This window comes from Nocardia sp. NPDC059236, assembly GCF_042754085.1.
Lineage (GTDB): Bacteria > Actinomycetota > Actinomycetes > Mycobacteriales > Mycobacteriaceae > Nocardia.
In genome coordinates this window covers 2,955-21,480 of the sequence record NZ_JBHZAF010000043.1, presented here as the reverse complement: position 1 = coordinate 21,480, position 18,526 = coordinate 2,955, and the positions used below count along the sequence as shown (strand labels likewise).

General features: G+C 65.6%; 20 protein-coding genes. 7 read left to right on the top strand and 13 right to left on the bottom strand.

Annotated elements, in window-relative coordinates:
- Positions 1-477: 477 nt before the first annotated feature.
- The 3 genes from ACFXIV_RS46890 (at position 478) to ACFXIV_RS46880 (ending at position 3,770) form a co-directional block, all read left to right on the top strand.
- Positions 478-1,167, top strand: a complete 690-nt coding sequence (locus ACFXIV_RS46890; RefSeq protein WP_379404792.1) for a tetratricopeptide repeat protein — start codon at positions 478-480, stop codon at positions 1,165-1,167.
- Positions 1,168-1,522: 355 nt separating this feature from the next.
- Entirely contained in the window at positions 1,523-2,128 is a 606-nt protein-coding gene (locus tag ACFXIV_RS46885) for a hypothetical protein (RefSeq protein WP_379404790.1), read from the top strand.
- A 367-nt stretch (positions 2,129-2,495) separates the two neighbouring features.
- The gene (locus ACFXIV_RS46880) at positions 2,496-3,770 is read left to right on the top strand and encodes an IS110 family transposase (RefSeq protein WP_379404788.1); all 1,275 of its coding nucleotides are present in this window, start codon (positions 2,496-2,498) and stop codon (positions 3,768-3,770) included.
- Positions 3,771-4,067: 297 nt separating this feature from the next.
- On the opposite strand, the gene ACFXIV_RS46875 is transcribed toward ACFXIV_RS46880, so the two are convergent.
- The 5 genes from ACFXIV_RS46875 to ACFXIV_RS46855 form a co-directional block, all read right to left on the bottom strand.
- Positions 4,068-4,958 (bottom strand): alpha/beta fold hydrolase, encoded by an 891-nt coding sequence (locus ACFXIV_RS46875; protein ID WP_379404786.1) that lies wholly within the window; start codon positions 4,956-4,958, stop codon positions 4,068-4,070.
- Between the two features lie 36 nt (positions 4,959-4,994).
- Positions 4,995-5,651: a TetR/AcrR family transcriptional regulator gene (locus ACFXIV_RS46870; protein WP_379404784.1), complete on the bottom strand. Its 657-nt coding sequence runs from the start codon at positions 5,649-5,651 to the stop codon at positions 4,995-4,997.
- 246 nt (positions 5,652-5,897) lie between these two features.
- A complete protein-coding gene (locus tag ACFXIV_RS46865) occupies positions 5,898-6,932 on the bottom strand; it encodes a hypothetical protein (RefSeq protein WP_379421487.1) in 1,035 nt (344 codons plus the stop codon).
- A gap of 672 nt (positions 6,933-7,604) precedes the next feature.
- Positions 7,605-8,102 carry a hypothetical protein gene (locus ACFXIV_RS46860; RefSeq protein ID WP_379404780.1) on the bottom strand — a complete coding sequence of 166 codons (498 nt, stop codon included), beginning with the start codon at positions 8,100-8,102 and terminating at the stop codon, positions 7,605-7,607.
- Between the two features lie 227 nt (positions 8,103-8,329).
- Positions 8,330-8,773, bottom strand: a complete 444-nt coding sequence (locus tag ACFXIV_RS46855; protein WP_379404778.1) for a MarR family winged helix-turn-helix transcriptional regulator — start codon at positions 8,771-8,773, stop codon at positions 8,330-8,332.
- Between the two features lie 115 nt (positions 8,774-8,888).
- Between ACFXIV_RS46855 and ACFXIV_RS46850 the strand changes: the two genes are divergently transcribed.
- The gene (locus ACFXIV_RS46850; protein WP_379404776.1) at positions 8,889-10,016 is read left to right on the top strand and encodes an NADH:flavin oxidoreductase; all 1,128 of its coding nucleotides are present in this window, start codon (positions 8,889-8,891) and stop codon (positions 10,014-10,016) included.
- A 60-nt stretch (positions 10,017-10,076) separates the two neighbouring features.
- On the opposite strand, the gene ACFXIV_RS46845 is transcribed toward ACFXIV_RS46850, so the two are convergent.
- The 6 genes from ACFXIV_RS46845 to ACFXIV_RS46820 all read right to left on the bottom strand — a co-directional run bounded on the left by ACFXIV_RS46845 (position 10,077) and on the right by ACFXIV_RS46820 (position 13,620).
- Entirely contained in the window at positions 10,077-10,271 is a 195-nt protein-coding gene (locus tag ACFXIV_RS46845) for a hypothetical protein (RefSeq protein ID WP_364625851.1), read from the bottom strand.
- Between the two features lie 53 nt (positions 10,272-10,324).
- Positions 10,325-10,744 (bottom strand): hypothetical protein, encoded by a 420-nt coding sequence (locus ACFXIV_RS46840; protein ID WP_379404773.1) that lies wholly within the window; start codon positions 10,742-10,744, stop codon positions 10,325-10,327.
- Between the two features lie 302 nt (positions 10,745-11,046).
- Positions 11,047-11,583, bottom strand: coding sequence for a LysR substrate-binding domain-containing protein (locus tag ACFXIV_RS46835; RefSeq protein ID WP_379404793.1), 537 nt, complete (start codon positions 11,581-11,583; stop codon positions 11,047-11,049).
- A 136-nt stretch (positions 11,584-11,719) separates the two neighbouring features.
- Positions 11,720-12,109 carry a hypothetical protein gene (locus ACFXIV_RS46830; RefSeq protein WP_379404771.1) on the bottom strand — a complete coding sequence of 130 codons (390 nt, stop codon included), beginning with the start codon at positions 12,107-12,109 and terminating at the stop codon, positions 11,720-11,722.
- A gap of 342 nt (positions 12,110-12,451) precedes the next feature.
- Entirely contained in the window at positions 12,452-13,288 is an 837-nt protein-coding gene (locus tag ACFXIV_RS46825) for a MurR/RpiR family transcriptional regulator (protein WP_379404770.1), read from the bottom strand.
- 32 nt (positions 13,289-13,320) lie between these two features.
- Positions 13,321-13,620, bottom strand: a complete 300-nt coding sequence (locus tag ACFXIV_RS46820) for an antibiotic biosynthesis monooxygenase (RefSeq protein WP_379404768.1) — start codon at positions 13,618-13,620, stop codon at positions 13,321-13,323.
- 77 nt (positions 13,621-13,697) lie between these two features.
- Here ACFXIV_RS46820 and ACFXIV_RS46815 point away from each other — a divergent pair, with 77 nt between their 5' ends.
- Together ACFXIV_RS46815 and ACFXIV_RS46810 are read left to right on the top strand one after the other, a co-directional pair.
- Positions 13,698-14,933: an amidohydrolase family protein gene (locus tag ACFXIV_RS46815; protein ID WP_379404766.1), complete on the top strand. Its 1,236-nt coding sequence runs from the start codon at positions 13,698-13,700 to the stop codon at positions 14,931-14,933.
- Between the two features lie 156 nt (positions 14,934-15,089).
- A complete protein-coding gene (locus ACFXIV_RS46810; RefSeq protein WP_379404765.1) occupies positions 15,090-16,436 on the top strand; it encodes a threonine/serine exporter ThrE family protein in 1,347 nt (448 codons plus the stop codon).
- Positions 16,437-16,539: 103 nt separating this feature from the next.
- Here the strand turns inward: ACFXIV_RS46810 and ACFXIV_RS46805 are convergent, their stop codons facing one another.
- The gene (locus ACFXIV_RS46805; protein ID WP_379404764.1) at positions 16,540-16,731 is read right to left on the bottom strand and encodes a DUF397 domain-containing protein; all 192 of its coding nucleotides are present in this window, start codon (positions 16,729-16,731) and stop codon (positions 16,540-16,542) included.
- Positions 16,728-17,633, bottom strand: a complete 906-nt coding sequence (locus ACFXIV_RS46800; RefSeq protein WP_379404762.1) for a helix-turn-helix domain-containing protein — start codon at positions 17,631-17,633, stop codon at positions 16,728-16,730. Before ACFXIV_RS46800 ends, ACFXIV_RS46805 begins: the two co-directional genes overlap by 4 nt.
- A gap of 578 nt (positions 17,634-18,211) precedes the next feature.
- On the opposite strand from ACFXIV_RS46800, the gene ACFXIV_RS46795 reads away from it, so the two are divergent.
- Positions 18,212-18,418, top strand: a complete 207-nt coding sequence (locus ACFXIV_RS46795; RefSeq protein ID WP_379404761.1) for a hypothetical protein — start codon at positions 18,212-18,214, stop codon at positions 18,416-18,418.
- Positions 18,419-18,526 lie beyond the last annotated feature (108 nt).

The following is an 18,526-nucleotide window of genomic DNA, read 5'->3' as shown; positions in this document are numbered from 1 at the left end:
GACGCCCGAAAAGCATATCCGCTGCCAGATCCATCGAGTGGCAGACCGGTAGCTGGGCTGATTTCCCGGGCGGCAAGCCGCTCGGTCATCGGCATGTGCGTGCGCCGCCGGCGGCCGTACGGCTCTCTGCCCGTTGATCTTCCGATGCCCCGCGCTGGCCGGTTCGGTCAGCGCGGTATGCGGCATGAGAGCGCACTCGTGTCGACTGAAGCCAGTGGAAGACGCTAGAACCGCTTGCTGTAGAACGACTTACACTGATGGAAAGTCGTTCGATGGAAACGGGCATTCACAACAGCGGGTACAGGCCGTATCGTCCGATTCATGTCGTGGCCGAAAACCGGTGGCCTTCTGCCGAGGCAGCCGCGGTCGCGGCGGTGTCCGTCGTGACCGGCTGCCATACGCTCAGAACAGATATCGTGGCTAGTTATTGAGGTGGTCCATATGGCACATCGTGTCGCCGACATTACCCAGTAGTCGGTGCGGGAACCCGAAGCCATGACCACGCTCGTCACGATACTGCGGCCACCGGCTTCGGTTCTACCACGCCTCGGTGCGGACCTGGCCTGCGCGCTACGGTTACGGGCGTCGGCCCTGGCCAGAGCAGGTCGGTACGACGAAGCCCTGATCGACGTCGAGGAGGTGCTGCGAATCTGCCGCCGCGCGGCGATCGTTCGGCGCACGACCGCCGAGGTTGAATTCGCTGCGGCGCTGAGCCTGCGCGCGCATGTGCTGCGGTGCTCGGGCCGGGAGCGGGAGGCGGTGGACGACGCACGGCAAGCACTCGCCCTGTGCCGAGGGCAGCTGTCCCGCGCTCCGCATCGGTTCGGCCCCATTCTACTGACTGCTCTGGACGAATTGGCGCGCTCCCTCGACAAGACCGGTGAACCCGGGCAAGCGCTTCCCTTCGGCGAGGAACTCGTCCACATCCTGCGCCGCCTTGCCCCACGCCGACCGCGCTACGACCGCTATCTGGCCGGGGCCCTGCATCAACTCGGTGGCTATATCTCCGATGCCGGGGAACTCACCGACGCGTTACGTGCCGTCGACGAATCCCTCCAGCTGTATCAACGTCTCGACGACGAGCAGCCGGGATCCTTTGCGCTCCAGATGGATTTGGCGACGCACAATCGGGATCTGTTCCTGGACCGGCTAGAACGTCAGGGATAGACGGTACTGGGCCCGTATCCCCTCTGCTCGCGCTGTGGACATGCCAACGGCGGCCTGGTGGCCGCCCGGCATCGGCAACGGCACGTGACGGCGGGCGGCAGGCAGGGCCTGCGTCGACGATGCCCTGATCTACATTGTCAGCCGACCTGGTCCGCATGGCAACAGCTGAACAACCTCAACTCGGCAGTACGGTGCGTTCGTCCGGACTCGGATGGCAACGGCCAGTTGATCTTCCGATGCCCCTGCCCTGGCCGGTCGGTCAGCGCGGTACGCAGCCGTGCGGACGTTGTGCGTGTTCAGGCGCCGCGAGAGATCGGTCGAGGTAGATGTCGGTGGTGCTGTGTTAGATGGCACTGTGAACGAACTGCTGCGCCGCCTTCCCGACATTCCGATCCTTCGTAACCGCTGTCGGGCGATGGCAATGCTCGATGCTGTTCTCAGCCCGGAGTGGGAGGCCCGCTACTACTCGTTCAACAGCCGCTGGGGCGATGCCGAAGAGATGGCGTCGATGCGTAACGGCTCCGGTGACGACTGGTTCATCGTCTTCTCCACCGTAGGTGTCTATGGCCGCGGGTTCGACCATGAAACACCCAATGCCCCACAGGTACTCGATGCTGTGCCTGCGGTCTTCGGTCCCTACGTCACCGAGCCTGCGTTCGCCGATCACGACGGTTCGCCCCTTGCCACGGTGTGCTTCTGGCGTGAACCTCGCGACACCGGCTGGGGCGTGTCTGCCGCCAACCGTGGCGGTCGAGGGTTGTTCGAGCTGCTGGTCGACGGTACGCCCGAGGGCTACCGGGAATGGGCCCAGGATTACTACGAGGCCGAGGTGAGCCTGGCGGCCGTCCAGCACGTGTACGCGCTGCTGCCACTGACGCCCACAGTGGTGACCGGGCTCAATCCTGATGCCGACCTCATCGATCTGGAGCCAGACAGGATCGAAATCGGCTACCCACGTTGAGCGTTCGATGCCCGCCAGCCTTTGCCGTCCGCCCGATAACGTATCCGCCATCGGGCGAATAGTGACGGCAGGCGGGCTGAGGCTCCCGGTCCGGTCAGCGCGACCAGCAGCAGTTGCGGACGGTCTGCACCGCACCGGGTTCCGGCTGCCGGCGCCTCGCGTTGGCCGGCTCGGTCAGCGCGGTATGCGGCATAGAAAGACGTTCTGTGTGTCGGGTGTCTGGACGTGGGGAACGTCCTCCTGATGCGCTTGTCGGGCTTGGTGTCCCATCGCGGTAGGAGGACGTTCCATGGGTAACGGTCGTGGCGTGTCCCGGGGTGATCGCAACCGGAACGCGCGTTTGGTGAGGCTGCGGGGGTTGGTCCCGGTGAGCAACGCGATAGTCGGGATCGATCTGGCCGAACGCAAACAGATGGTGGTGGTCGTTGATCATGACTCGAAAGTGCTGGCGCGCAGAACGTTGCGGTGTCGTGCCTGGGATCTTGGTGCTGGCCTGGACTGGGCGGCCGAGCACGCTGTCAGGGCTGGTTTCGCGGGTGTGACGGTGGCGTGTGAACCGACCGGGCATCGGTGGCGGGTGCTGGGGCAGTTGGCCGCAGACCGGGGCATGGCCTTCGTGTGTGTGCAACCGGCGATGACCGCGTGGTCGCGCCGCGCCGAGGACCTCACCAGCGACAAGACCGATGAGAAGGACGCGGTGCTGATCGCCCGGCTCACCGCCGGGCTGCGGTGTTATGTGCCCGAGCCGGTCGACGAAACCTGGGGCAGGCTGCGGCATCTGGGCGCGCGACGCGAACATCTGATCGTCGCGATGGTGGCCCAGGTCCAGCAGATGCGGGCATTGCTGGAATGCGTGTGGCCGGCCGCGCTCGAGACCGCGCGGCAACCGTTTCGCTCCCGTTCCTGGGTGGCGGCGATGCGAGTGATCTGTGAGCGTGACCGAGGTGATCTGACCCGGACGCGGCGTTTGGGGCTCGCGCGGCTCGAGCAAGCCGTGCGCGCGGGTGTCGTCCGCGACGGCGGGCAGCGGCCCTGTCTGCGGATAGTGCGGAATCTGTTTGCGGCCCTGAAGGATTCTGCCGGTGTTCTCGCGCATCGACGCGGTGCGCTCGAGCGCGTGCAACTACTGCTCGCCGATTGGACCCTCGATCGGCAGCGGCTGGCCGACACCGAGGCTCGCATGGTCACAGTGCTCGACGAGCTCGGGTTGACCACGCTGGTCACCTCGATCACCGGACTCTCGGCAGTCGGTGCCGCGGCGATCCTCGCCGAAACCGGTGACCTCACCAGGTTTCGGACCGCCCGCGCTGTGGTCAAACACGCTGGGCTGGCGCCGCGGGAGAAGCAATCCGGAGCTTTCACCGGCCGCACCAAGATCACCGGCCACGGCCGACCCGCGTTGCGGCTGGCCGCCTGGCGGGCCGTGTTCGCCGCCCGCCACGCCAACCCCGTCTATGCGGCCCGCTACCAACATCTGACCAGCAGAGACACCAACAAACTCACCCCGACCCAGGCCGAAGCCGCGATCGCGGCAGCCATCCTGCGGCACCTGCATGCCGTCGTCACCACCGGCCAACACTGGGACGCCGAGATCGCCACTCACGGCAGACCGAAACCATCCACGATCTCGACCGCCGCCTGACCGGCGGCCGTCGAGCGGTCGGTCGGGGCGAGCCCTACGCGGCATCGAGACACCCCGTGATCTCGCCTGTAATCCTCGGCAGCCCCGACCTGTCGTCACCTCAACCCGATTACACGCTGCAGGGAACCAACCCCATTACCGCTATGCCGGGACGACGACAGACCGAGGCACCGACCGAACCGCTTGACACAAAACGCCTTACGCTGATTACAGGACGTTGCCGGTTCGCCACCCAGCAGCTATCGATGCTGGGTAGGCCCACTCGACGAGTTGGAAACTTCCTCCGAGCTTGTCGGTTCATGCGGGTGTGCGTTGTACCAGGTCCAGGATGAAGGCGGTTACGCCCGTTGGCTTTTCCTCGGCCATGAAGTGGCCGGCGTCGATCGGCTGGTAGGTGGCGGTCGGAGCCCATTGCCGCCAGAGAGCGGCTGCGTCGAATCCGAGACGTGCCCCCCAGTCCTGGGAGATCACTGCAACAGGCATGGCCAACTGGGCGCCTGCCTTTCGGTCGGCTCGGTCCATCTCCAAGTCGATTCCGGCTGTGGCCCGGTAGTCGGCGACGATGGATGGCACAGCGCGCGTGGAGCTGTCGATGTAGTGTCGGCGGACCTCGGGTGGGAAGGTGGTTCCGCTGGGGTCCCAGGCGTCGAGGAACGAGCTGAAGAAGTCTTCGGCGACGGCTTCGATCATCCTCTCGGGCAAGCCCTTTGGTTGTGCCATCAGATATAGGTGCCAAGCGACGGCGGCATCGACACCGTGCAGCACGCCCCAGGTATCCATGGTCGGCAGCACATCCAGAATCCCCAAGTGGGTGATCGTGTCCGGGTGGTCGAGCGCTGCTCGGACCCCGACCAGTGCTCCGCGGTCATGGCCGATGAGGCTGAACTGTTCGTAGCCGAGTTCGCGTACGACACTGACGATGTCGAGCGCCATGGTCCGCTTCGAATAGGTGTCCGGCGTCGCCTCTTCGGGTTTGTCGCTCGCACCGTAGCCACGCAGATCAGGCACGATCACCCGGTGGCGGTCTGCCAGTTCACGGGCAACATGCCGCCACATGAGGTGAGTCTGCGGAAAGCCGTGCAACAGGACGATGGGGTGGCCGTCACCGCCGACGGCGACATTCAGATGGACGCTGTCCGCCCCCAGGACATGGCGGTATTCGAAGTCGTTGATTGTCGTGCCCGACATGGGCGCGCACCTTTCGTCGATCGGTTGGACGTGTCGTCAGGAGAAAATGGCGGGTAGCGGAGGTTCTGCACTCGCGCTTGCTCGCAGAGCCGGGACAAGAATCGTGTCGACCAGATGTGCCAGATACTCGGCTCCGGCGGGAAGCCCGTTCAGCCTGCGTAGAAGCAGCACTGACCCGGTGATTTCCTCGAAAGGGAATGGTTGAGCACCGGCTGGTAGCTCGCCCCGGGTGATGGCAGCCGATATCACCGAGGCTGGCAACTTGGCGCCGGTCGGCCCGCTCGCTTCTTCGATGTGGCGACACAGGTCGGGATCCTCCAGACCCGCATGCAGCAGCATCAAGCTCATCGTCGGGTCGGCAGCATCCATCGTGGTGGCGAGCCGTTCGCACAAGGCAATCAGGTCTCCGCGCAGGGAACCGGTATCGACCGGGTCCGCGGAAGTGTCGGCTGCGGGACCGGCCTTGACCGCGGCAACCACCATGTCCCGCTTGGTCTCCCAGCGCCGGTACAGCGTCGCCTTCGACGCCCGAGCACGACGCGCGACCGCCTCGAACGTCAACGCGTCATAACCGACCTCACCCACCAGCTCCAGCACACACGCGAGGATCTCGACCTCACGCGCCGCATCACGGGGCCTTCCTGCACGCACTTCAGGTACCGGATCCGTGGTGTGACTATTACGAAACGACACGTTCTGTACCGTATGTGGAATCCGGCTGGTTGTCCACCGATCGGTCCGGTCATCCCGAAAGCCGAATGGCGCTGAACAACTGCCCGGCATTTCGACATCCGCACATCGGCAGTAGCGGACGTTCTGCACCGCAACAGGTTCCGGCCGACGTCGCCTCGCGCTGGCCGGTTCGGTCAGCGCGGTATGCGGCAATGTAGTGCGTTTCAATGGGTCTCGGTCAAACCTGGATCCGGTGGTCGGTCACTCTCATTCGCCACGGTCAGTGGCGCATCGATCCAGCTCGCGCAGAACGTATGACGCCCATTCGCTTGTCCGTTCGCGTCCGCTGTTTGTCGCTGCGGTCAGTACGGAGCGCCACGACGGTGCAGTAAGAAGCGACCGGTACCGGGTTCGCAGCGACTCCAATGTCGCCCAGTCCGGTGGAGGGAAGTCGGCGTGACCGTCCAGAAAGCGGGCAAGGGTCCACAACGAGCCAACGCGAGACAGGTTCGGTGCGAGCCGGGTGACGTGCGAGAGGTATTCGGCCAGGACCTGTTCGGCGTGGTCGTAGTCCCAAATGGTGCCGCTCATGCCCTGACTCCACACCAGAGTGGACAGAAGACGCCCAGTGTGGTCGACGAGCTCCTCGTCGGCGTCCGGCTGTGCTATCGCTTCATGGACCGGTGCGGCTTCGGCGACTTTGTGGGCGAAGTAGCCGTTGAGGTAGTCGCCGTCGCAAGGCTTGCGGAGTAGCCACGGCTCGGCGGCGGGATCGCCGAGCCTGCAGATGGCTTCGACGAGGTACACGCGGCCCCAGCCAGCAGCGCGGTCGGCGAGCCAGATGAGGTTGGTCGTGGCATCGGGTAGCCGGGCAAGGGCCTTGGCGGACAGTGGACCGAAGGTGTTGGACAGCAGACCGATCGTCTGGATCAACGAAACATCTTCTGCGGTACCGACTTCGGCGAGTATCGCCATGCCGAGCACTGTCGGCTCCGGGTCGGTACTGGTGCGGGCTAGATGCCGACCGAGCTGGCGAACCTGGTCCGGGTCCGCGCGTCCGATCGCCTCGACAATCGCTGGGCTGCGGTGGATCGGAACGTTGTACTCGCTGACCGTCCGATGCAGCTGTGCAATGTCGCGGTGCTGGGTCGGGGTGGCGAAGTAGTCGTCGATGAGCTGACTCGTGCGGGTGCAGTCGCTGTCGGATCTTTCGTCGCTGAGCTGGGAAACGTCTCGTTCGTCGGCGTTCGGGTACGGCTTGCCGTCTCCCGGCAGCGGTACGTCCGGATATTGCCGAGCCAAAGCGACAGCATGGTCGTACAACGTGGTTTTGGGGCTGGGCCGAGCCGAGCCGGAGAACGCGCTCACCGCGCGGTGGAAAACTCGATTCTTTCGATCATGACAGTCGATGGTGACAGGCGTTGACAGCCTTCGCAACCGGCTCGGCTGGCATCGGACTGTCGAAGCCGACGAGATGCCCGACGACCGGCCCTCACACCGCCTTGCCGACAGCGTAAGGTGCTCTGTCCGTTTATTTTCCGCCCCTTGCGTTGACCACTTCGGTCAGCGCGGTATGCGGCAGGAGCGGACATTCGTTGTGGCGGGTAGGTGGCCACTCAGTCCAGACAGAACTCGTTGCCCTCGACGGGCTACGGGATCGCGATCGTAATGGAAGTCGTTCACCCCCTGTTGGTTTCACCACCGCGACACTGCTCAGCGGACGTACAGCGTCCAGGGGAGGACTGCGACGATGATGTCCAACGGGCCCTGCCAAACGTTGAGCCATTCAGTTCGTGGCGCGGGCATGATGGTGCGTAGCCAAGGCTGGGATAGCCTCGGCCCGTTGATCTTCGGGCGTGCCGGAGGGCCGCTCTGAACAGCGCCCTACGCGGCTAGGACATTGCCCGTGAAGACGATTGGCGGTGGCGGCCATCGCGATCGGACTCAATGGGTCTGATGACCGGGACGAGGCGGCTAGGGATGGGCTCGCAGGAAGCCTCGGTGCTCGGATTTTTCGATGACCAGGCCTGGGTTTCGGCTGTGCAGTTCCGCGGCAACGTCGTCCAGCGATATCGGGCGCAACCAGCGCTCCGAGATGGTCAGTGGGTGGCCGACCGTGATTTTGCCTATCGGGCCGTAGATCCATCTGGGCCAACGTCTTTCGGTGATCGTCGGGCTGGGCTCGACCAGTTCGATGGCCAGATACTTACTGCCATGGGCGGTAATCAGATGGATGCGCGATATCGCAGCCCACGGAATTCGGCCGAAGGGGCTGAACGTCACGCCCCGATCGTCGACTGCCATCTCGGGTGAGGGACGGACGATGTGGTCCAGTCCGACGAGAAGAGAAAGGATTCCCAGGACGATCGGCGCGACCACGGGAAGCGTCAACCGCGAGTCAGTGGTGGTGGTCGTTACGAGTAGCAACCAGCCGCCCGCGATCCCCAACAGACCCAACGACAACATCTCCACCCAACGGACCCACGAGGATCGAAAGATCGCCGGTGGCGCTGATACTTCCCGAGGCTGGTCCACAATCGTGGACTGTAGCGGTCACCATTCGGGCAGGCCGACGTGGAGTCGAAGCGTACCGATGCAAATGCGGTATCCAGTAATGCAATTCGCGCAGACTCAACGAGAAAACGATTGTCTCCCACCTACGTCCACCTCGATCCTGCGGCACGAACTCGAGCGAATGATCACTCCGGTCGAGAGGCGAGCCGGGAGACGAAGACCCGTTCCAGTAGGGCGTACAGGCGGTCCTGGTCCTCGGCGCTGAGTCTGTTCAGGCCATCTCGAGTGGTGTGCATCTTCGCTCGGATCGCGTCGGTGACCTGCTCGCCCGCGACCGTGATGACGAGGTTCGTGACGCGCCGGTCCGATGCGCTGGCCTCGCGGCGCACGAGGCCGCGCTTCTCCAGCCGGTCGATGATCCCTGTTACGTTCGAGGCGTCGCAGGCCATGATGCCGGCCAAGGCGCGCATCGCAATCGGGCCTCGGCGCAGCACGGTCAGTGCCTTGCCCTGAATCGCTGTGAGGTTCTCGCTCGCCGCCGCGAGTGTGAAGTCTCCGTAGTAGGCGCCGAGCGACACCGAGAGCAGCTCCATGAGCTGAGCGGTGTCGACGCGGGGAGCTTCTGCCATACGAACCAGCCTATCCACAGAAACTTGACTACCTCAAATATTCACCACTAGCGTGTGCCATATTGCTTGAAGTTCTCAACCATCTAGGTTGGCAAGTAACCACGAGGAGTGTCCAGTGACCGTCATCGCGTCCGACGCCGCCCGCACGGCTCAGGTTCTGTCAAGGCCCGTCATGCTGAACGGACTGACCGTTCCGAACCGCATCGTGATGGCGCCGATGACGCGCATGTTCTCCCCCGGCGGCGTTCCCGGAGAGGACGTGCGCGCCTACTACGCCCGCCGCGCTGCCGCCGGCGTAGGGCTGATCGTCACCGAGGGGACGTACGTCGGCCACGATTCGGCCGGGCAGAGCGATCGGGTGCCGCGATTCCACGGCGAAGAGCAGTTGGCGGGGTGGGCGAAGGTGGCTGCGGACGTGCACGCCGCAGGCGGCACGATCGTGCCGCAGCTGTGGCACATCGGCATGGTCCGCAAGCACGGCGAGGAGCCCTACGCCGATGCCCCCGCCGTCGGCCCCTCCGGTATTCGCGTCGACGGCACCGAGGGCACCGGCAAGGCGATGACCCAGCGTGACCTGGACGACGTCATCGGTGCCTTCGCGGATGCCGCTGCGGCCGCCGAGCGCATCGGCTTCGACGGCGTCGAAGTGCACGGCGCCCACGGCTATCTCCTCGACCAGTTCCTGTGGGAACGGACGAACCGCCGAACCGACGCCTACGGTGGCGATTCCGTGGCCCGGACGAAGTTCGCGGCCGAGATCGTGGCGGCGATCCGGGCGGTCGTCTCACCCGGATTCCCGGTGATCTTCCGCTACTCGCAGTGGAAGCAGGAAGCCTACGACGCGCGGCTCGTCGAGACCCCGCAGCAGCTGGAAGCGATCCTGGCCCCGCTCGCCGCGGCCGGGGTAGATGCCTTCCATGCCTCCACCCGCCGCTACTGGCTCCCGGAATTCGAGGGCTCGGACCTGAACCTGGCCGGCTGGACCAAGAAGCTCACCGGCAAGCCCGCCATCACCGTCGGTTCGGTCGGCCTCGACGGCGACTTCCTGCGTGCGTTCACCGGCGAGGGCGCCGAACTCGGCAGCCTCGACAACCTCCTCGATCGGCTGGAGCGTGACGAATTCGATCTGGTCGCCGTCGGCCGAGCCTTGCTCCAGGACCCGGAGTGGGCGTCCAAGGTCCTGGCGGGGCGGATCGACGAGCTGAAGCCGTACGACGCGGCAGCACTGAAGACACTGAGCTAGCCGTCGGCGTGCAGGCGAGGTCGCCCTCGGCGACCCGCCACCGCTGCGGGCAGACGACGGTTAGGCCGAGGGGCTGGCGATCAAGCACCACAGGGCGAGAAGGGGGTCGGCGTTGCACAGGCCGCCGGCGACGGGTTCGGTTGTTGCCGGAGAGGGCGATTCGAGCGGGAGGGGGTTGGCTGTGGCGGTGCCGGCGGCGGACAGGGTTGCGGCGCCGATCAGGAGGGCGGCGGAGATTCCGCGGCGTGCGAGCATTTGAAACTCCTCTGAGCGTGGGGTGGGGCGAGAAGAGGTCGGGTGGTGGCGGATTAGATTGCTACGCAGGCGGATCCGAGGTTGATGCCGGTGCCGACGTCGACGGGCTGTCTGATTTGAGCTGTCGCGTTCGGCTGGATGGCGTAGATGTAGGTGATTTTCGTCGAGGACGGGGTCCAGGTCGCCTTTGCTACGCCGTTGGAGGGCTTTGCCTCGGCGAATCCGCTGGGGCCCTGACCTTCCTCGAAGAAGTAGACGGTCTGACTGTTGTCGTCCACCGCGACGGTGACGGTGTACGAGCAGGTCGTTCCATACGTGTGGGTGCCGAGGGTGAAGGCGGGCGCGATCGCGATGCTGGTGACGGTCGCCGAGGCCGACGGCGCGGTCAGTGCGGTCACGCTTGCGACGACGCCGAGTGCGGCAGCACCCGCGACGATGCGTTTCATCTTGGGCGAGTTCGGAATTCGCGTCATGGTGTATCGATCTCCTGTCAGGGTCGAAATCGGTGCGGCCGGACGGTCTGCCGCCGGCCGAGGGTGAGAGTCGCAGTGCCCTTGCCGACGATCACGCCGTCCGTTGCATTGATGACGTAACAGCGGCGGGTCTCCCGGCCCCGACCAGCGTCGCGATCGCAACTGCCGCAAGGACACCGATCCGCGCCGAGAACTGTTGAACCTTGCGCTTTTTCGGACTCACAGTCCATTCGTCGGATGATCCCCGGATACCGTTAGCAACACTGGCGGCCCCCAAAACTGGGGGCAGCGTTCGAGCAGCTCTAGGAGAGTGCCGGCGTGTGGAATCGAGGTTCTCGGCTGCCGGTGCGTAGCAGCGCCTTCAGTTGGTCGTGGACGGCCGGGTTGGCGGCGCGATCGTGGATTCGGACGGGATATGTTGCGGCCGCGTCGATCTCGATCTCTGCCTCGGCAGCGAGCGGATGGTCTGTGGCCAGTTGGACCCCGATCCGCTCACGTCGCAAGAGAAACCGGCGCACGCCATGCCCCGGCTGTTCACCGCGAGTGATCCCGGCGTCGATCCGGCCGGCGGCGACGGCCGCCGGGATTTCGGGGGTCGCCATCGGCGTCGCACCGATATCCAGACCCGGGCAGCTCGCAATGAGCTTGTCCACCAAGGCCGGAGCGGTTTCCGAACCCGCGCTGGGGCTGTATCCGATGCGCAGGCGGCCGAGTTCCCCGGTTCCGGCTCGGCGGGCCGTCTCGGTGTGCTCGACTACGGATTCTGGCGCGATCCGGCCCAACCTGGCCGTTATCTCATCCGGGAGCGCTACGCCGACCAGGCGGCAGTCGACGTCCATATGGCGCTTGTGGACGTCGTGGCCTTCACCGTCCTGCTCCCGGAGTGGCTGACCGAGGACTCGCACGCGCTCCTCGAAACCACGACCGACCTGACCCGAATCCCGTTTTCCCGTTGAGCGGCTGCTGACGCCGACGCTACCTCTCGATCTCTTGGGACGTGATCATGGTGGAGTGGATTCCGCGGGCGTCGGCGGCCGCTGGTCCACCTCCGGTCCCGCCGGTGTCGCCGTGGTCGCTGCAGCCGTTCCCGGTCTGGCTGGGGTCGGTGCAGGTGTTGTCGCCCCCGCCGTTTTCACCGCAGTTTCCGGTGTCGCAGCCATGGGGCGGGACAGGCGGAGGCGGAACCGGCTCGGCGGCATTGCCAACCCACCCCCAGGTCCGATCGACCTGCACCACGCCGGGCGCTGCACTCGCCGCGGCCAGGGCCGGAACCGCCGCCGTCGCGGGAACTGCCATCGCCACCCCCGCCAGCACGAACGCAGTGAACAGCTGACGTGTGGCACTTCGGTAAGTCTCGTTGGTCATCATCATTGCCTTTCCCGGACTCGGTGAACCGACTGTTGTGCCTGATCGATTTCGTCACCTCGCACGTCTCGTTCGAGTAACGACTACGTCGTCGTGACCATCCGGGGTTGCGGCGCGGTCGACGGTGTCGCTGTGAATCCCGCTTCGGCGAGCAAAATCTGAGCAAGCCCGGTCTGTGCATGTCCGAGGACGCCGTCTACGAGATATTTCATGCGTGATCGCTATGAATCGAATCCTACTCAGATGATCAACAGCGGAAAATAGTCATCTCCGGCAGCGAGACAAGGACTCGATGCGTGCTCTCCGCCGGTCCGTCAGCGGATCCAGATGCCGTGAGCGGGTTCAGGGTTGGTCGTCCATGAGATCGAGGTCTTGCCACATTTGCTGGATCTGGCCCGAGGCGCGGATCGCGTCGTCGTCGGCGAGTTCGCCGAGAATGGCCTGGATTGCGGCGACTACGCCGGTGAGGGATGGTCCGGCGTGGGTGGCCTCGATGGGGGTGAGGATGAGGTGGTCGGCGTCCCCGGCGAGGGGGGAGGTGCGGAGGTCGGTGAGAACGCTGACGGTGGCGCCACGGTCGCGGGCGAGCCGGGTCAGGCCACGCAGGGTTCGGGTCAGACGCCAGATGTTGATGGTGATGAGGCAGTCGCCCCTTTCGAGGCGAGCGACGTCGACGGCCTGCGTGGTGGAGGAGCCGAGGGAAAGCCGGATGTCGTGCCCGGCGATGGCACCGAGGTAGCCGAGGATGTGGGCGGGACCGGCTCCGCTGCCGGAGCTGATGATGAGCGTGCGGCGGGCCGCCTTGATGGCCCGGGCGGTGGCGCGGATGGCGGCGAGGTTGTCCGAGGTGGCAAGTGCGACAACGTTGTTCGCATCCTGCCGCAGCATCTGGGCTGCGGGGTCGGCGGCCGCGGGGCCGAGGGAGATGTCACCGGAGGAGACAGAGGCGAGGTAGAGGGCGCGGAGTTCCTCGCGGAGCTGGGGCCAGCCTTCGAAGCCGAGTTGCTGCGCGGTGCGGACCACCGTGGAGACATTGACGCCGGCGCGTTCGGCGATCTCGCGTGCGGAGGAGTAGCTGGCGAAGTGTGGCGCCCGGACGAGCACCTGCGCAACGCGTTCGGCTTGGGGACCGAGCGTGTCACGTGTGGTGCGTGCTGCCAGCCATGCCTCGATGCTCACGTGTCGTCTCCTCGCGGGGGTAGGTGCCCTTGTCACTGCGCCGTGTGATGAGCGACATGGAAGCCGCGGCTGCTGATGGCATCGGCAGAGTCGAAGAAGGGCATCAAGGCCAGGGCGAACTCCTGGCGCTGGGGTGAATTCTGCCAGGCCGCACAGGCATCGGCGTCGGCCCACAGGGCGGTGACGACGATGGCGTCCGGCTCGTCCGCGGGAATCAGAACCTGCGCCGCGAGCGCGCCCGAGGCTTCGAGGATGCCCAGCGAGCGATAGCGCTCGACCAGCTCGTCACGACGGCCGGGCGAGGTGCGTAGCGACAGTGATGTGAACTGCATGGAACAATCATTGCACACATCGACTCTGTGCATCTATTGTTGCATTCAACTTGGCTATTACCGGAAGGAAACCGAGCATGAGTGCCCCCAATCCCGATCGCCTGTTGATCACGAACGCTCATCTGCTGCATCCCGAAAACGGTGAGCTGAGCGATGTTTCATGGCTGGAGGTCGCCGACGGGCGCATCGCGGGCCATGGCACCGGTCGCCCGCCGACAGTGTCCGAGGACGTGCCGGTGCTCGACGTCGCCGGGGCGACAGTGCTGCCGGGTCTGATCGACGCACACGTGCATCTGCTGTTGACCACCTTCGACCCGAAGGAAGCGGCCGGCTGGACCCCCGGGTACGCCACTGTCCGGGCCTTGAAGGAAGCCGAGCGCATGCTCCGACGCGGATTCACCACCGTCCGCGACGTCGGCGGCGCCGACTACGGGATGGCCCGGGCCATCGAGGAAGGGCTCGCCGCGGGTCCGCGTTTGATCTACGGCGGGAAGGCGCTGTCACAGACGGGTGGTCACGGGGACATCCGCCCGCTGGGTGACGACGCGATGCCCTGTTGCCAGAGTCGTCCGGCCTTCGCCCGCATCGCCGACGGTGCCGACGAGGTGCGCGCCGCCGCGCGTGACGAATTCCGCAAGGGCGCTTCGCATCTGAAGATACTGATCAGCGGCGGCGTCGCCTCACCGCACGACGAGATATCGGCGGTCCAGTACACCGATGAGGAGATCCGCGCGGCGGTCACCGAGGCCGAGCAACACAATCGCTATGTCACCGCGCACGCCTACCACCCGCGCGGCGTCAACCGGGCGCTGCGGGCGGGCGTGCGTAGCGTGGAACACGGAAACCTCATCGACGACGAAACCATCGGCCTGCTGCTCGAACACGACGCCTTCCTGGTCCCCACCCTGGTGACCTACGACCAGATGGCCCAGTTCGGCAAGGCCGCCGGAATGCCCGAACAGTCGTACAAGAAGATCGCCGATGTCCACGCAGCGGCCATGTCCGCGCTCGAACGGGCCCACACCGCAGGGGTCAACCTGGTCTTCGGCACCGATCTGCTCGGCCCGCTGCACAGCGCACAGCTGCAGGAATTCGCCCTGCGCGCCGAAATTCAGCCGGCGGCCGACATTCTCCGCGCCGCCACCACCACCGCTGCCCGGCTGCTGCGGATGGAAGGCGACATCGGCACCCTCGATGTCGGAGCCCACGCCGACCTGCTCGTCGTCGACGGCGATCCGCTCGACGATATCCGCGTGCTCACCCGGCCTGAGCAGACCCTGCGCCATGTCATCAAGGCCGGGACCGTGATTTGAGTTGTCGCACAAGCCGGTAGGACCGTGAACACACGGAACAGAGAGCAGCTGCGCGGTACAGATTCGGGAGCAGCGCGGTCGTCGCCGCGGGTGGCGGCGCGCGTGCGGAGGGGACGGATGTGGCAACCCCGTGCCGCAGCCCCCTCCCCTCCGCGGGTGCTCGACTTGGCGCTGCGCATCGGGACCGCACTGTTGGGTGGTGGGGCGAGTTGCCGGGAAGTCGAGGCCGCGATGCGCGCGGTCACCAGCGCATACCGCTTGAACGGCAGCGTCCCGAACGTCACCTTCTCCATGATCAGCCTGTCGTACCAGCCATCGGTGGACGTGGCGCCGCTGGCGGCGGATCGATCGGTGCTGGATCGCGGCTCGCACTACACCCGTGTAGACAAGGTCGAGCGTCTCACCGCGCGTATTGCCGACGGTCTGCCACCGAGCGCGGCAGCGGAGCAGCTGGCCGCGATCGAATGCGGGCCCGGCCCTTACCCGCAATGGGTGCTGTCGGTGGCGACCGCACTGGTCTCGGCTTTCGCGGCGGTCATGGTGGGCGGCGGCTGGTGGGTGCTCCTCGGCGCGCTCGCCGGCGGCCTGGTCGGCGAGCGCGCCGCGGCGGCGGTAGCCCGGACCGGGGCTGCACCGTTCTACCAGCTCGGCGCCGCGGCCGTAGCGGCAGCCGGAATCGGTGTCGCCGCAAGCACAGTGACCGACCGGTCTCAGGCGGGCGCCATGATCACCGGCGCGCTCTTCGCACAATTCCCCGGCCGCCCGCTCGTGCTGGCAATCAACGACGGCTTGGCCGGCTACTTCCTGACCGCCGGCGCACGCCTACTCGAGGCGTTCTTCCTGCTGACCGCCATCGTCTGCGGGGTGACCGCGACCCTGTACATCGGCCGCCTGGCCGGGACCGGACCGACCGTGCAGGACACCATCTTCGGCCAAGCTCCCACTGCCGGCTGGGCACTCGTGCTGACAGCCGGGGCGCTGACCGCCGCCTTCGCTGTCATTCACGAGGTTCCCCCGCGAGCGGTAGCAGCGGCCACGGCCACGGGCCTGGCATGCTTCACGACCTATCATCTCCTCGTCGTCGCGCACCTGGCCCCCGTGGCCGCGACGGCCGTGGCGGCCATACTGATCGGGATCTTCGGCGGACTCGGAGCCCGCGTATTGGGCAGCAGCACCTTGCCGCTGCTGGTGCCCGCCCTCGCTCCCCTGCTCCCCGGCCGCTCGCTCTATCTCGGGCTGCTCGCTCTCAGTGAGGGGCGTTTCGCAAGCGGCGGACCGCAATTGGCCCTGGCAATCACTCTCAGCCTCACGCTGGCAGTGGGCACCGACGTGGGCCTGCAGATCGTCGGCCGCCCGCCCCTGCCATCGGTCATCTCGAGCGGCCGGCCGAACCGGTCTGAACGCGCACTACGACTGAGGAATTGGCGGGAAACTGCTGTTCAGCTCCGGATCGTGCGCGATTGCACCGGCCGACCCGAACTCGGCATCTCGGTGCGTTCGTGACGCTGAAATGATTTGGGCGCGTTGGCCTCGGATCCGCGCCCGGACGAAAGCCGCCGACTGGATCGAGCACCCGGCCAGGGGCTTTCGTCGTGTGGTCAGTTCGTCAGCGCTGCCAGATACCGCTGTCGATGAAGTTCTCCCACATGTCGGCCGGGAACTGCAGGATCGGACCCCGGCCGTTGTCCTTCGTGTCGCGGACCAGCGTGACAGCTGGGTCGTGCCGAACCTCCACACAGGCCGACCCATGTTCCGACCTGCTCGACTTGTACCACGCGCCGACTGCTGGTCCCCTCACGCCGCATACTCCTTCGCGTACCGCATCACCAGATCCCTGGTCTCGTGCTCAGTCAACGCTACCTCTCGAAGGGCCAAAATGGTCCTGTCATAGTTGCGGACCACATCGTCGCGCTCGTGATAGACCCCGCCCAAGCCGTGAGCACCCTCTACATAGACGACCGGCGGATCCACAAAACCGTTCTGCAGCTTCGGGAATTCAAGCATCGTGAACGATTGCGCAGTCAGTCCTCGATGTGCGCCGGACTCGAACGTGACGACCCGTATGCTGATGTTCGGGCGTTGCCCCACCTCGGCCAACCAGCTCAGCTGCGCCGACATGGCAGGCGCGCCGGCAGGCCGATGGCGTAGAACCGCCTCCGACAGTAGGACATTGAGCTGGAATTCGTCCTGGTCGATCCTGGCTTGACGCCGGGCGGTGAGCTCGATTCGGCGTTCCAGATCGACAGCCGACAGGTCTGGTCCGTCGATCCGGATCACCCCCCTGCGGTAGTCGGATGTTTGCAGAAGTCCCGGCACCAGGATCATTTGGTGCGCCGTTATTCGCCGCGCCGATGTCTCGAGCCGCAGGTAGTGCGGAAAGTGGGCCTCGTACTGGTCGGCATACGGTCGCCAGAACCCCTTCGAATTGCCCTGCAGCTGCGCCGCCTTCGCCTGTTCCCTGACCTCGTCCCAGAGCGAGAGAGCCTCCGCCCGAATCTCTTCCGTCGCGCCATAGAACGCCAGAAGGTCTCTGAGCTGGGATGTGGCGATCTTGGTCGCTAGGCCGTCCTCCATCCGCAGCAAGGTCTGCCGCGACACTTCGATCTCCAGACCCGCCGCCAGTGCGGTCTTTCCAGCCCCTTCACGAATCTGACGAAGGAATCTGCCGAATGCCCTGCGGGAGACCGTAGCTCCGTTCATTTCGTTAGCCTCGCTATTCGGGTTGGCACTTTTTGGGCCTGCACAATTTGGGCTTCCACCATTCTTCGTGGCGTAGCTATTGTGCGCGTTCCAAACGCGCAAAACTAGGTGTCTACTTACAGATAGCTCCTGACGACGACGAGACAGAAACCGCCGCAGGAGAATTCACCCAAAAGCAACTAGGAGTCGTAATGCCTTGGGATGCTTGGGCTTTGACGCTCTTGACCGTGGTCGGGTCAATGGTCTCCATCGCCTGCCTCGTCGAGGACATTAGAAATTCCGGTCGGTTTGAAACAAGGAATGGTGGCCGCCATCGCCGTCAGCGGAAAACAATGAGCGTGCGTCAGGAGGTGAATGCGGCGTGGACAGGTACGAACGGTTGGAAAGCTGCGACGTTGGGGACCGGGAGCCCCCGATGACGTCCAGCGAGGCAATGGAATCGCTTGTTCTGCATCAGGACTGCGTTACCGCGATGTGTGAGCGGAAGATGGCGGCGGGGCAGATCATCAGGATCGATGCGGAGAAGCTCGAGTCCGCGAAGGTCATTCAGTTCCCAGCGAGTCGAATGGAGCCCGGTTGTGGCACGTGCGACCCGTAACCGGCACCGCGCGCCGCATCGGCGTCCCGCCACCCTCGCCGAAGCGAAGAGCGGCCTCGATCGGCACCGGGCGTGTGTGGACGACTGCGAAGCGAAGAAGCACTACGAGGATGCCGTCCGGCAGATGGTTCGCGGGCCCGGTCTCGGCTGGAATATCTGGCGACCGGACGACGACCGGGTCCGGTGACGAGAAGTGGGGGGGGGCCCGCACCGGGAGGCGGCCGGCGCGGGAGCGAGCCGGAGCCGGCGCGCGGGGGGCCGCCCCGCGGCGCGCCCGGGCGAGGCCGGGGGAGCG

Excerpts from the sequence above, each read along its gene's own strand:
- ACFXIV_RS46875 (WP_379404786.1), bottom strand. The coding sequence starts at position 4,958 with ATGTCGGGCACGACAATCAACGACTTCGAATACCGCCATGTCCTGGGG.
- ACFXIV_RS46855 (WP_379404778.1), bottom strand. The coding sequence starts at position 8,773 with ATGGCAGAAGCTCCCCGCGTCGACACCGCTCAGCTCATGGAGCTGCTC.
- ACFXIV_RS46845 (WP_364625851.1), bottom strand. The coding sequence starts at position 10,271 with ATGCTCGCACGCCGCGGAATCTCCGCCGCCCTCCTGATCGGCGCCGCA.
- ACFXIV_RS46840 (WP_379404773.1), bottom strand. The coding sequence starts at position 10,744 with ATGACGCGAATTCCGAACTCGCCCAAGATGAAACGCATCGTCGCGGGT.
- ACFXIV_RS46835 (WP_379404793.1), bottom strand. The coding sequence starts at position 11,583 with ATGGACGTCGACTGCCGCCTGGTCGGCGTAGCGCTCCCGGATGAGATA.
- ACFXIV_RS46830 (WP_379404771.1), bottom strand. The coding sequence starts at position 12,109 with ATGACCAACGAGACTTACCGAAGTGCCACACGTCAGCTGTTCACTGCG.
- ACFXIV_RS46820 (WP_379404768.1), bottom strand. The coding sequence starts at position 13,620 with ATGCAGTTCACATCACTGTCGCTACGCACCTCGCCCGGCCGTCGTGAC.
- ACFXIV_RS46815 (WP_379404766.1), top strand. The coding sequence starts at position 13,698 with ATGAGTGCCCCCAATCCCGATCGCCTGTTGATCACGAACGCTCATCTG.
- ACFXIV_RS46800 (WP_379404762.1), bottom strand. The coding sequence starts at position 17,633 with ATGAACGGAGCTACGGTCTCCCGCAGGGCATTCGGCAGATTCCTTCGT.